Genomic DNA, 12,490 nt, shown 5'->3' on the forward strand with positions numbered 1-12,490 from the left:
CACACGATGGACACCGCACTCGACACGGCACGAATCGGCAGGTCACGCTGGCTGCGTGTGGGCCTGATCGTATTCATCAGTTACCTGGTTGCGTTCGCGGATCGCACCAACATCGGCGTGGCCGCGCCGCAGATGGCGCGCGACCTGCAACTCGGCACCACGATTACCGGCGCGCTGCTGGGGGCGTTTTTCTGGGGTTACCTCGTCACGCAGATTCCCGGCGGTTGGCTCTCGACGCGCATTGGGCCACGCCGCGTGATCGCCGTATCGATGCTCATCACGGGCGTGATGGCGTGCCTGACCGGGATGGTGCACACGCTGCCCGCGTTGATCACTGTTCGCGTCATCATGGGGCTCGCCGAGGGGGTGATATGGCCGTCGTTTTCGGTCATCTTCGTGCGCTGGTTCCCGGCGCGCGAACGGGCGCGCGGCATCGCATTCGCGCAATATGCGCTGCCGCTATCGTCGGTGGTCATGGCGCCGCTCGCGGGCTGGATGATCGACGTGTTTCACTGGAAGACGATGTTCATCCTGCAAGGTTTGCCGGCCATCGGGATGGCGGTGCTCGTGTGGCTATTCGTCTCGGACGACCCTGCCACAGACCGCTGGCTGTCCACGTCCGAGCGCGATTTCATCACGCAGCAGCGTCTTGCCGGCACCGGCGCCGACGACAGTTTTGGCAGTGTGCTGAAGCAATCCACCGTCTGGTTGCTGGCAGTCGTCGCGCTCTCCTGGATCATGGTGATCTTCAGTTTCGGCCTGTGGATGCCCAGTCTCATCAAGCAGTACTTCGCCCACGGCTATGCCGCAGTTGGCTGGCTCACCGCGCTGCCGTCGCTATTCGGCGCGTTTTCGATGTTCATCAACTCGTGGTTATCCGACCGGCCGTCATCTCTCTCGCGAGGTTGGTTCGTCGCCGTACCGCTGGTGGTCGCGGGCGCGGCGCTACTGGCGCAGCACTATATCGATGGCGGCCTGGTGTTCACGATGATCATGTTCTGCATCGCCGGCGCGGGGCTGTTCTCGCCGAGCGGCACATGGTGGGCCTGGGTGATCAGCAAAGTGCCGCGTAATCAGGCCGCGCCTTCGATCGCCCTGATCAACATGTTCGCGAGTTTCGGTGGCGTGGTCGGGCCGCTTGTCGTCGGCTTCTATGCACGCGGCGGCAATCTGTCCAGCAGCTTCTATATTCTCGGATATTTTCTGTTTGCGGCGGCGATCGTCGTTACGTATCTGATCCGGCGCACGCCTTTGCGCGACGTGACGTCCGCGGAGACGGTCCTGCTACATTGAAGACTCCAGAGGCGAGATGGCTTGCGTATTCGCCCCTGCTTTCAATGAGAGAGGCGACCTTGCCGGAGAAGGCATGGTCGCCCACCGACTACTCCGCCTTATCCAGCATCCGTAGCGCCGCCTTCTCGGCATTGGCGACATGCAACCGTGCAAGGTTCTGCGCGGCCTCGCCGTCTCTTGCCTTCAAGGCCTTATAAAGACGGTCGATTTCGCGCAAGCTGTTCGGCAGCCGCTCCGGATGCATCAGCGAAGTGGAGCGCAACAGATTGATGCGCGAATAGAGACTATTGAGGATTTCCTGGATTAGCGCGTTGCCGCAGTTCTCCAGCAGCAAATCATAGAGCGCGGTTTTCGCGCGTAGCACGCCTTCCTGGTTTTGCGCCGTTGCCTCGGCGCGGAGTTCCTTCGCGACCTCGCCAAAGCGAGCAACGGCGTCGTCGCTGGCAAGGCGGGCGAACTCATGGGCGGCAAAACCTTCGAGTAGCCCTCGCAACGCATACAACTCGACGGCCTCTTCTTTTGATATCACCGCGACGACGGGGCCTTTGTGCGGGACGCTGCGTACCAGCTTTTCGGCCTCGAGTTTGCGCAGCGCTTCGCGCACTGACGTCCGGCTTACACCGAGCGTCTCGCACAACTCGCGCTCGATCAGGCGCGCACCCGGCGCGAAACGCCCGCTTACGATAGCCTGGCGCAATACGTTTTCCACCTGATGCCGCAGCGTCTCAGGTCTGATCACGTCCATGTCTGTTGACATTATTGTATTCCCGTCCGACAAGATCCAGCCTCCATGATACGTGAGCGGGCATCGTTGCAGGCAGCTTTTGACTCGCACCGCGCGTAAAAATGGCGAGCCAGCGCGCGCTTCAGCGGCGGGCCGGCAGAGCTGCCAGCGGCACGCGGGAAGTGACGCGAAGCGTTGCGTCGAAACTCATGACCAACGGTTCCGCATGCGCGACTTCAACCGAGGCGATTGCGTCGTCGCTGATGCCGTCGAGCTGCTTGAAGAGCGCGCGCAACGAGTTGCCATGCCCCACCATCAGTACCGACTGTCCGCGCGTCAATGCCGGAGCAACGCAGTCATCCCACAGCGGCAGCACACGCCGCAATGTGTCGCGCAAGCTTTCGGTGCGCGGCAGCGCATCGACGCTGGGCATGGCATCGTCATGTAACGCGCGCACCAATGCCGCGTGCAGGTCCGCATCGAGCGCCGGCGGCGCAAGGTCGAAGCCGCGCCGCCATTGCCGCACACGGTCCGCACCGTAGGCGAGCGCGGCCACGTCTTTTTCCATGCCCGTCAACGCGCCGTAGTGGCGATCGTTCAGCCGCCACGAGCGCACGGTTTCAGGCTGTGACTGGTCGAGGGTGCGCAGCACGTGAGCGAGGGTATCGGTGGCGCGCGACAACGCCGACGTCACCGCCAGATCGAAACCGAAACCCGCTTCACGCAAACGCTCGCCGACGCGCCGGGCATCGGCCTCCCCTTGATCCGACAGACCGACATCGCTCCAGCCGGTGAAGCGATTGGCACGATTCCAGACCGACTGACCGTGACGCAGCACGACGAGCGTGGCCGATTGAGAGGTCATATCGACGGACACGCTAGTTGTAGCCAAGAATCGCGACGGCGAGCACGTGCGCATGCTCGCTTTCGTTCGACGCGAGTACCGAAAGCGGCGCCGACTGCATCGCGCGCCATGCCGAATGTGGCGCACCGGCCCTCGCGTTGCGCTGCACAGACCAGGCCTTTGACGCAGCCCGCTCGCGCGCCACCGGATAGACAGAAAACACGGACGCGCGTCTCGCTGGATTATGCATGCGCGTTCCCCACCGCCGCGTTGCGCGCGAGAGCGGCTTCCAGCAGCGGCGCGCCCAATTCCGCGCCGTGAATCCCCGTCACGCTGACGATTTCCAACAACTCCATCAGTTCCTCGGCGCTCGCGCCGTAGCGCAGCGCGTTGCGCATGTGCAGCTTCAGGCCCGGCACGTAGAGATGCGTAGCGGACGCGTCGAATGCGCAGTACATGAACTCCTTGAGTTTCGGGCTCAGCACACCGGTGCGCCACGGCACCGACGAAAACTCGACATACGCTTCGAAAAGATCCGGATCGAGTTCGAGGAGACCTTCCCATGTCGGATGCCAGTAGCCGCGGTTCGTCTCGAACTCGGCTTTCAGTTTTTGCCGGCGCTCATCGGGTTGAGGCGCGCCGTGACGCAAACCTTCTTCTTCGAGTACTTCGAGCAGTATCGGCACGCCGACATTACTGGTGTGAATACCGATCGTGCTGATCAACTCCAGCACTTCGATCAACTCGTCGCGGGTCGCACCGAACGACAACGCCCGTTCGATATGGCGCGCGACGCCCGGCGCATACAGTTGCGTCGCGCATGCGTCGGCGGCCAGCGCGATGAACGCGCGCGTCTTGTCGTCGAGATGATTCCTGCGCCGCGGCACGCCCGCGAACTTCAGGTAGGCGTCGACGAAACGCGGGTCGAGGCGCACGAGGCTGTCCCATTCGGGACTCGCCTTGCCGTGCAGGTCGACGAGTTCGTCGCGAAGGCGCGACAGATCCGGCTGCGGCATAGTCTGGGTCATGACGTGATTCCATCGATGGAAATACGGTGGATGTTCTTTGCGCGTGCGGGGCCAACCTGCGCACCGCACGCGCATCCAGTGCGCTCCTGATCGCGCTAGCGGGCCGCGGCAGCCGGATAATCTTGCGCTGCCACCTCTTCCTGCCACGTGCCCTTGCCGATCGACGTCGCGATATGGACCATGTAGCTGTTTTCGCTCGCGCCGTGCCAGTGCCGCTCGTTCGGTCCGATGAACACGATGTCGCCCTGGCGGATCGGCTGCGGTTCTTCGCCGTCCAGACAGATCCAGCCCTGACCGGCCGTCACCTGCAAGACCTGACCGAACTCGTGCGTGTGCCAGTAAGTGCGGCCGCCCGGTTCGAACAGCACGGTATTGATGGTGACGCCATTGGTTGCCGGCATGACCGGGTCGGCCCAGACGGTGCCGGTGAACGTGTCGCTGCGGCGCTCGGATATTGCGCCGGCCGCTCTGCCGTGAAAGACCTTCATGCGTTTTTCTCCTTGTGTGCTCCGTCGAACAGCCGCACGCCGCCCGACACGTCGCCGATCGCATCGACGACACGGTTGCTGATCACGTCGCCGTAACCCAGCGCAGTGCCCAAGCCGAAGCTCGCGAGCGGGCCGGCCGAATTCAGCGACATCACGCCGAGTTCGCGCGCGCGGTCCACGTACAGCACCACGTCCTTGGTCATCAGCTTGCCGGTCAGGCCGCCTTCCAGATAGTCACCATCGACGATCTTCGGGAAACGGTTGAGCGTGGCGAAATTGACACCGCTGCTGCTGTTCAGCACATCGAGCAGCAGATGCAGGTCGAGCCCCGCCTTCTTGCCCGCCACCATCACTTCGGCACTGGCGGCGAGGCTCACCGCGTTCAGAAAATTGTTCAGCAGCTTGGTGGTGTGGCCCGCGCCGCTCTCGCCCATGTGCGCGACCTTCGAACTGATCGGCGCGAAGGCCCATTGCAGCGCGGCGACGGCGTCGGCATCGCCGCCCACCATCAACGTGAGCGAGCCCTTCTCCGCCGCCGCCGCGCCACCCGAAATGCCGGCGTCGACGTAATGCACGCCGCGCTCGGCAAAGCGTTTGGCGAGGCGAATCGTCGAGCTGGCGGCGGCCGTACTCAGATCGACGACGATCTGCCCCGCGCGACAATGCGCGAGCACGCCGTCCTCGCCTTCCACGACCGCCTCGACGACCTTGCTGTCCGGCAGCGACATCATCACGACGTCCGCATATGCGATCACTTCACCCACGGTGCCGGCTGCTTTCGCGCCGGCGGTGTCGATGCGTTCACGCACGGTGTCGTAGCCCAACACGGCGATGCCCGCGTCGACGAGACGCCGTGTCATGCGTCCACCCATGTTGCCGAGACCGATGAAGCCGATCCGATTCTTGTTCATGAGTTGTGTTCCTTTGCTTCGAAATTAGAAATCCACGTCTTTCGTTTCCGGGCCCATCAGCGCGCCGACCATGCCGATCAAGCCGCCCACGCACAGCAGCACGACCGAGGTCAGCCGCAGCGGCATGAAGGCGCCGAGCCAGTTCATATAGAACGCGTAGAACGAGGGGATGATCACCGACAGACTGAAGCCGACGCCGAAACCCGTTGCACGCACATCGGTCACGAAACGCTCGTTGATGTACGTGACGATCACGCCCCACGGCGACGTGACGAGCACCGCGAGCACGCACACCAGCAGCATGATGGTCGACAGCGAGAGCCCGTCGACATTCGCCAGCACGTACAGCAGCGCCGCGCCGACCGTCGCGATCAGCGGACCGACGATCACGAAGAAACGGCGCCGCCCGATGCGCTGCGCGATCATCCCCGAACCGATATAGCTGAAAAACAGCACGAAATAAGTGAGCATGAGCGTCGCGGTCATCTGGAAGCCGCTCAGATGCAGCGTCTTCACCAGCAGGCCCGTCGGCAGGAAAATCGTGATGATGTTCTGCGTGAGCCAAAAGCCCGTCATCATCACCAGCACCTGCAACAGATTGCGACCGCTCTTGCCGCGCAGCAGATCGGAGAGCGGCAGCTTTTCGGTGACGGCGGCCTTGTCGGCGGCTTCGCTCTTCCAGATTTCCGATTCGGAAACCTTGCGCACGTAGTACATCGTCAGCAAACCTGCCAATGCCGCGCCGAGTACGAACGGAATGCGCCAGCCCCATTGCGCGTACGGCGAGTGCATGCCGTTGAGCGGAAACAGCACGAACATCAGCATCGCGACGAGGTTGATGGTCACGTATGCGGCCGGAAATCCGGAGATGATGAAGCCGCCTACGAAACCGCGCTGCTCTTTCTTCGAATACTCGATCGCGAGAGGCATGGCGCCCGTGTAGCCGCCACCCAGGAAAATCCCGTCGACGAAACGCAGCAGCACCAGCAGCCAGTACGACACGATGCCGAGCGTTTCATAGCCGGGCAGCAACGCGATGAGCAGCGTCACCACGCCGAAGCCGGACACGGACCAGATCGACGCCTTGCGACGGCCGACGCGGTCCGCGATCATGCCGAACAGCAACGCGCCGACCGGCCGGCCGAGCAGCGTCGTGATAAAGACCAGCGACGCGAGAATGGTCTCCATGCCGGCCGAAAGATGCGGCGGCTGGAAAAATCCCAGCACCGGCGACAACACCACCACCGGCAGATAGATATCGAACATGTCGATGAACTCGGAGAAGAACGCGCCCTTGATGGCGTTGCGCCTCCTCGTTTCGATCGACTGATCGTTCTCCGCCGTTACGACGTCATTCGCAGTCAACGCTTTCATACCTGTCTCCGTTCGTTATTCGCACCGCTTTGCGATGCGAGTTCTCCTTGCGCTGCCCCGTTTGCCGTTGGCCGTCCGCGCTGCGTGCCGCGTCAGGCGGCGGCCGTTTCCGCTTCGTAAGCCTTGATCGCCTCGCTCGCGACACGGAATGCCGCGAGCGCGAGGGGTGCACCGCAGTAGACGGCGGCCTGCATCAGCACCGCGCGGATTTCTTCCTTGCTCACGCCATTGCGCAGCGCGCCCTTCACGTGCACCGACAATTCGTGGTGCTGGCTCATCGCCGTCAACATGCCGAGATTGAGCATGCTGCGCGTCTTGAAGGACAACGTCGGGTCGCCCCAGATGTCGCCCCAACAGCATTCGGTGACGAACTTCTGCATCGGCCGGTTGAAGTCGTCGGCATTCGCCCACGATTTTTCGACGTGCCCGGCGCCCAGCACCTCCTTGCGATTTTCGAAGCCCTTGTTGAAGCGGTCATTGGTGTCCATCGTGCTTCCTCTGTGGTTCAAACTGATTGCGGACAGGGTTGGCTCGTGCGTCCGACCTCGGGAACGGCATTGCCTGCCTGAATGATTGTCGGACAATGCATACGGCCAAATTTTTTTGGCGTGGCTAGCCAATCGTCATGCGCCACGCCGCCATCGTTCAATCCGCGCCGTAACCCACCAGCGCCTTTGTCTCCAGATACTCACGCAGCCCGGCTTCGCCCCATTCGCGACCGTTGCCCGAGCGTTTATAGCCGCCGAACGGTGCGCCGAAATCGGCGGGCGGATAGTTCAGGTGCACGCCACCCGCGCGCAGTGCGCGGCCGACCCTACGCGCCCGCGCGACATCCGCCGATTGCACGTATGCGGCGAGACCGTAGTCGGTGCCGTTCGCAATCTCGATTGCCTGCTCTTCGGTGTCGTACGGAATCATCGACAGCACCGGTCCGAAAATTTCCTCGCGAGCGATGGTCATGTCGGGGGCAACGTCGGCGAAGACGGTCGGGCGCGCGTAATAGCCCTTGTCGATGCCTTCCGGCCGGCCCGTGCCGCCTGCGACGAGGCGCGCGCCTTCGTCGATGCCGGTCTGGATCAGCGACTGCACGCGCTTGAACTGGTTGGCGTTGACGAGCGGCCCGAGTTGCGTCGACGGGTCGTCGGTCGGTCCGAGCCGATACGCCTGCGCCGCGCGCTTCGCGATCTGCGCGGCGTCGTTCATGAGATGACGCGGCACCAGCATGCGTGTCGGAATCGAGCACGATTGCCCGGAGTTCGTGAAGCAGGCGGCGACGCCGCGCGCGACCGCCTGATCCAGTTCGACGTCGTCGAGCAGAATGTTGGCCGACTTGCCGCCGAGTTCCTGCGCGACCCGTTTGACGGTTTCCGCCGCCGACTGCGCGACCAGCACGCCGGCGCGAGTCGAGCCGGTGAACGACACCATGTCGATATCCGCATGACTCGCGATGGCCGAGCCGACACCCGGACCATCGCCGTTGACGAGATTGAACACGCCCGCCGGCACGCCGGCTTCATGCAGGACGTCCGCAAACAGCAGCGCACTGAGCGGCGAATATTCGCTCGGCTTGAGCACCATCGTGCAGCCCGCCGCCAGCGCGGGCGCGATCTTGACGACGATCTGATTGATCGGCCAGTTCCACGGCGTGATCAGGCCGCACACGCCGATCGGTTCGAGCACCACGCGCGTGCTGCCCCGCTGCTCTTCAAATTCGAAACGTTCGAGCACCTCGATCAGCGCATTCAGATGCGCGGGACCGCGCACCGCCTGGCCGTTGCGGGCGAACGTGATGGGCGCGCCCATTTCGCGACGCATGGCCTCGGCGAATTCGTCGTAGCGGCGTTCGTAGATCGCGACGATGCGCTTGAGCAGCGCGACACGTTCGGGGACACTCGTCGCCGACCAGGCGGGAAACGCGCGGCGCGCGGCTGCAACTGCGCGATCGACATCTTCGGCGTTGCCCATCGCGAGTTTGTCGAACGCCATTTCCGTCGACGGATCGACGACGCCAAACCAGACCGCGGACGTAGGTTCGACCCAACGTCCGTCGATATAAAACTGGGCTGCATGTGACATGACAGGCTCCGGAATCAATGAATCAGAGGCACGCTCAGGATGCCGCGCCGGGCAGGAGGCGGTACATCTCGGTGTGGTCGGTGGCGGGCGTGGCGTGTTGCGCCGCCTCGTCCCATACCTGCGTACACGTCGCGCCGAACGTCATGGGATGACCGACCGCCTGCGCGAGCGCGCGGGCGATCTTGAGGTCCTTGTTCATCAACTGCAGCGCGAAGCCGGAAGCGAAAGTGCCGCTCAGCATGAACTGCTTGACCTTGTTTTCGGACGTATTGCTGCGGCCCGTCGACGCGTTCAGCACGTCCGTCATCACCGCCGGTTCGATGCCGAAGCGGCTCGCGATCTGCAACGCCTCGACCGTGGCCGCGAGGCCTGCCGCCGACACGTAGTTGTTGAGCGCCTTGGCCGCGTGACCCGCGCCCGCCGCGCCGATATGCAGCACGCTCTTGCCCATCGCGTCGAGCGCCGGCTTGCAGCGCGTCAACACCTCGGCCTTGCCGCCGACGAGAATCGCGAGCGTGCCGTCCTTCGCGCGCTTGACGCCGCCCGACACCGGTGCGTCCAGATACGCGAGACCCTGTGCTTCCAGCGTCTTGCCGAGCTCACGCGAGCGCTCCGGTTCCGACGAACTCATGTCGATCACCACCGCGCCCTTCGTGAGCCGCGCGGCCCAGCCCCGATCGTTGCCCTGGTTGCCATCACCGAGCAGCACCTTCTCGACGATCGCCGAATTCGGCAGCATCGTGATCAAAGCGTCGAGCGACGCGGCATGATCCGCGTTCAGCCGCTGCGCGCCCGTTTGATCGGCGAGCGCATCGGCACGGGCCGCGTCGGCGTCGTCGATGAACAGCTCGAAACCGGCGTTGCGCAGGCACTGCACCATCGGTGCGCCCATCATGCCGAGACCGATGAATCCGATCCGTTTGGGTTGTGTCATGAAATATCGCTCCTAGCGCAGCGCCGAAAATGCCGTTGGCGTGAGGAAATGATTTTCGATGCGCTCGACGATCGGCTTGTCGGCTTCCGTCGCCGCGCGTTTCGCGATCCATTCGGGATCGGCCTGGAACGCGTTCCACTTCTGCTCGCGCTCGGCCAGACTTTCCCACTTCACCATATATGTCAGCGCGTGATTGCTTGGACCGATCAGCGTCGTCCAGAAGCCGATCTGCTGGATGCCGTACTTTTCGAAAAAACCGAGCGTGGTCGACGTGAAGCGGTCGAGCAGCGCCGGCAGACGCGTCGGCGCACAGTGGTAGATACGCATTTCAACGATCATTCAGGTCTCCGTTACCGATGTGAGATGGCCGCAGCCAATGAGTGTTTCTGGATACGCCTGGTAGCGGATTCAGTCCGCGAGACCTTCGCCCGACGACCAGCGTTCGACGTATTTGACGAGTTCGGTCATGTCGCGCTTCGAGCCGTCCTGCATCGCGGCGTAATTCCAGACCTGACGCGCGACACTGCCAACCCACGTCGGCACGCCGAGCGCCTGGCATTCGTCGACCGCGAGTCCGATGTCCTTGCAGACACTGCCGACCGGAAAGCCGAAATCGAAAGTTCCCGGCAGCACGTGCTTCGGGAATTTGTCCATCGTCGCGCCGTTCTTGCCGCTACCCGAATTGATCACCGCCATCATCACTTCCGGGTCCAGTCCGCCGCGCATGCCGGCGACAAATGCTTCCGACGTGATGGCAAAGGCGGTCGACGAGAGCATGTTGTTCAGCAGTTTGAGCAATTGCCCCTGGCCCGGCTGATCGCCGACCACAAAAACCTTGCCGAGCACTTCGAACAGGCTGCGCACCTGATCCAGCGCAGCCGGCTTGCCGGCCATCATGATGGCGAGGGTGCCCTTTTGCGCGCCGGCGGCGCCGCCGCTCACGGGCGCATCCACGGTGTCGATGCCCTTCGCGAGCAGACCGTCCGCCACTTCTTTTTCCATTCGCGAACCGACCGTCGACAGGTCGACGAGAATCTTGATAACGCTACCCTCGATCAACCCTCCGTCTCCCAGCGCGACCTGCCTGAAAACCGCCGGCGTGGGCAGACTCGTGAACACGATGCGTGCGCTGTCGGCCACGTCCCGCACCGATTTCGCCGCGCGCGCACCGATTGCCGCAAGTTCCGCGACCGCCTGCTCGTCGCGATCGAACACGACGAGCGAATGGCCCGCCTCGATGAGACGACGCGCCATAGGTCGTCCCATCACGCCCACGCCGACAAAACCGATAGTGCTGTTTCCTTGACCACTGCTCGACATGACTGTCCTCATTCGTTAGGAATCTGTTTCGATGCGCTGTTCGATGCACCATTTCGTATGCGGTTCAAGTCGCGCGCGCGACCCGCATGAGCGCGGCGGCGTCCGTTGCGCTGTCGAAGCGCCACAGCGCGTCGATGAGCGGTTGCGGTGCGACGCCCGAGCCACCATAGTCCGCCAGTTCGCGCAACTTTGTCGCGAGTTCGACATCGGCAAGCGGCGCCGCAAGACTGCCGCGCGCCGCGTGAATGCGTCGCGACAACGTCTCGCCCGAGCGCAACACGACAACGACCTGCGCGGACTCGACCGGCCACGACGCGTCGTCGATGAAACGCAAACGCGTGTCGAATGCGCGCAGCGCTGGGTTCGTCACGGCGCTATCGCTGAATTCCGCCAGGCTCGCTTTGCCCGTCGCCAGCGTGACCGCCACCGCATGTTGCGCGCTGACCTGCGACTCACGACCGGTGCGCACGTTGGGCCGATCGGTACGTTCGCGCAGCAAAGGGTGTCCGGTCAATTCGACGCGCTCGACGTCATTCAGCGTCCACCGCGCGTCGCGGCGCAGATCGAGACATGCGTCGATCACGGGGTTCAGCACCACGCCGCACGGATAGGGCTTATAGGTGTTCGACAGCAGCGCCCATTCGTGGCCGAGCTCGCGCGTCAGCGCATCGACATCCGGCTTCGACGCGGTGACGCGCAGGAAACCGCGCTCGCCTTCGAGCGGCGAATCGGGACCGGAGAAATCGTCGGCGGCGAGCAGCGCGGACAGCAAACCGTTGCGCGCGGCATTGCCGACGCTGATGCTCTTCGACATCGTGCCGAGCGTTTCCACCAGACCGCCGGCCTGCGCCGACGCGTTGCCCAACGCCCATACGATCTGCTGTGCGCTCAAACCCAGCACCTTCGCCATCGCCGCCGCCGCGCCGAATACGCCGCAGGTCGACGTGATATGCCAGCCGCGCTGGTAGTGCTCAGGCGAAACCGCGTTGCCGATCCGGCATTCCACTTCGACGCCGATTACGAACGCAAGCAGCAAGGCCTCACCCGTCATTGCACTTGCATGCGGGTCGCTGTCCGCGAGCGACTCGGCAAACGCGAATAGCGCGGCGGCAACGGGCGCGGTGGGATGAATGATCGTCGGGATATGCGTGTCGTCGAAGTCGAACACGTTCGCGCTCATCGCATTGAGCGCCGCCGCGTTCAGCAGGTCGACGCGCTCGCTACGACCAATCACGCTCGAACTCTGCCCTGCGCTGAAACGCCGATAGTTGCGCACGGCCTTGTCGAGCGTTGGGTCGGTGCAGGCGGCGAGCGCGACGGCTACGTAGTTGACGAGCGCGCGCTTCGCCTCGTGACGCACGGCGGCCGGCACGTCGCGCCACGTCGTGTCGCCGATCCATTGCGCGAGCCGCCGCGTCGCGTGTCCCGCTTCGCTGTGCGTGTCCGTCTGGCTGAAGCTTCTGTCTGCCTGCGCTGCCATGTGCTGGATTTCCCTTTA

The 12,490-nt window shown here is 63.6% G+C and carries 14 protein-coding genes; 1 reads left to right on the plus strand and 13 read right to left on the minus strand.

All coding sequences use genetic code 11. From position 1 onward, the window contains the following. Nucleotides 1-6: 6 nt before the first annotated feature. Nucleotides 7-1,293, plus strand: a complete 1,287-nt coding sequence (locus tag P0D73_RS02075; protein WP_408175242.1) for an MFS transporter — start codon at nt 7-9, stop codon at nt 1,291-1,293. Nucleotides 1,294-1,381: 88 nt separating this feature from the next. Here the strand turns inward: P0D73_RS02075 and P0D73_RS02080 are convergent, their stop codons facing one another. The 13 genes from P0D73_RS02080 to P0D73_RS02140 all read right to left on the minus strand — a co-directional run bounded on the left by P0D73_RS02080 (nt 1,382) and on the right by P0D73_RS02140 (nt 12,472). Beyond that, nucleotides 1,382-2,050 (minus strand): GntR family transcriptional regulator, encoded by a 669-nt coding sequence (locus tag P0D73_RS02080; RefSeq protein ID WP_408429363.1) that lies wholly within the window; start codon nt 2,048-2,050, stop codon nt 1,382-1,384. A 109-nt stretch (nt 2,051-2,159) separates the two neighbouring features. After that, the gene (locus P0D73_RS02085) at nt 2,160-2,894 is read right to left on the minus strand and encodes a 2,3-bisphosphoglycerate-dependent phosphoglycerate mutase (protein WP_408429366.1); all 735 of its coding nucleotides are present in this window, start codon (nt 2,892-2,894) and stop codon (nt 2,160-2,162) included. Nucleotide 2,895: 1 nt separating this feature from the next. After that, nucleotides 2,896-3,111 (minus strand): hypothetical protein, encoded by a 216-nt coding sequence (locus P0D73_RS02090; protein ID WP_408429369.1) that lies wholly within the window; start codon nt 3,109-3,111, stop codon nt 2,896-2,898. Then, nucleotides 3,104-3,889, minus strand: coding sequence for a carboxymuconolactone decarboxylase family protein (locus P0D73_RS02095; RefSeq protein WP_408175245.1), 786 nt, complete (start codon nt 3,887-3,889; stop codon nt 3,104-3,106). Before P0D73_RS02095 ends, P0D73_RS02090 begins: the two co-directional genes overlap by 8 nt. A gap of 95 nt (nt 3,890-3,984) precedes the next feature. Next, nucleotides 3,985-4,377: a cupin domain-containing protein gene (locus P0D73_RS02100; RefSeq protein WP_132378303.1), complete on the minus strand. Its 393-nt coding sequence runs from the start codon at nt 4,375-4,377 to the stop codon at nt 3,985-3,987. After that, complete coding sequence (locus P0D73_RS02105; RefSeq protein ID WP_132378305.1) at nt 4,374-5,288, minus strand: NAD(P)-dependent oxidoreductase; 915 nt, start codon at nt 5,286-5,288, stop codon at nt 4,374-4,376. The genes P0D73_RS02100 and P0D73_RS02105 overlap by 4 nt, the downstream gene beginning before the upstream one ends. 24 nt (nt 5,289-5,312) lie before the next feature. Further along, the gene (locus P0D73_RS02110; protein WP_132378306.1) at nt 5,313-6,662 is read right to left on the minus strand and encodes an MFS transporter; all 1,350 of its coding nucleotides are present in this window, start codon (nt 6,660-6,662) and stop codon (nt 5,313-5,315) included. A 92-nt stretch (nt 6,663-6,754) separates the two neighbouring features. After that, nucleotides 6,755-7,150 carry a carboxymuconolactone decarboxylase family protein gene (locus tag P0D73_RS02115; RefSeq protein WP_132378308.1) on the minus strand — a complete coding sequence of 132 codons (396 nt, stop codon included), beginning with the start codon at nt 7,148-7,150 and terminating at the stop codon, nt 6,755-6,757. A 157-nt stretch (nt 7,151-7,307) separates the two neighbouring features. After that, nucleotides 7,308-8,738, minus strand: a complete 1,431-nt coding sequence (locus P0D73_RS02120) for an aldehyde dehydrogenase family protein (RefSeq protein ID WP_408429372.1) — start codon at nt 8,736-8,738, stop codon at nt 7,308-7,310. A gap of 34 nt (nt 8,739-8,772) precedes the next feature. Next, on the minus strand, nt 8,773-9,672 hold the full coding sequence (locus P0D73_RS02125) for an NAD(P)-dependent oxidoreductase (protein WP_408429375.1): 900 nt from the start codon (nt 9,670-9,672) through the stop codon (nt 8,773-8,775). 12 nt (nt 9,673-9,684) lie between these two features. Continuing rightward, complete coding sequence (locus P0D73_RS02130; RefSeq protein ID WP_132378314.1) at nt 9,685-10,011, minus strand: NIPSNAP family protein; 327 nt, start codon at nt 10,009-10,011, stop codon at nt 9,685-9,687. A gap of 69 nt (nt 10,012-10,080) precedes the next feature. After that, nucleotides 10,081-10,992 carry an NAD(P)-dependent oxidoreductase gene (locus tag P0D73_RS02135; protein ID WP_408429378.1) on the minus strand — a complete coding sequence of 304 codons (912 nt, stop codon included), beginning with the start codon at nt 10,990-10,992 and terminating at the stop codon, nt 10,081-10,083. Nucleotides 10,993-11,056: 64 nt separating this feature from the next. Continuing rightward, complete coding sequence (locus P0D73_RS02140) at nt 11,057-12,472, minus strand: MmgE/PrpD family protein (RefSeq protein WP_408429381.1); 1,416 nt, start codon at nt 12,470-12,472, stop codon at nt 11,057-11,059. Nucleotides 12,473-12,490: the final 18 nt, after the last annotated feature.

The sequence above is a fragment of the Paraburkholderia sp. RL18-101-BIB-B genome, assembly GCF_046026985.1.
GTDB lineage: Bacteria > Pseudomonadota > Gammaproteobacteria > Burkholderiales > Burkholderiaceae > Paraburkholderia.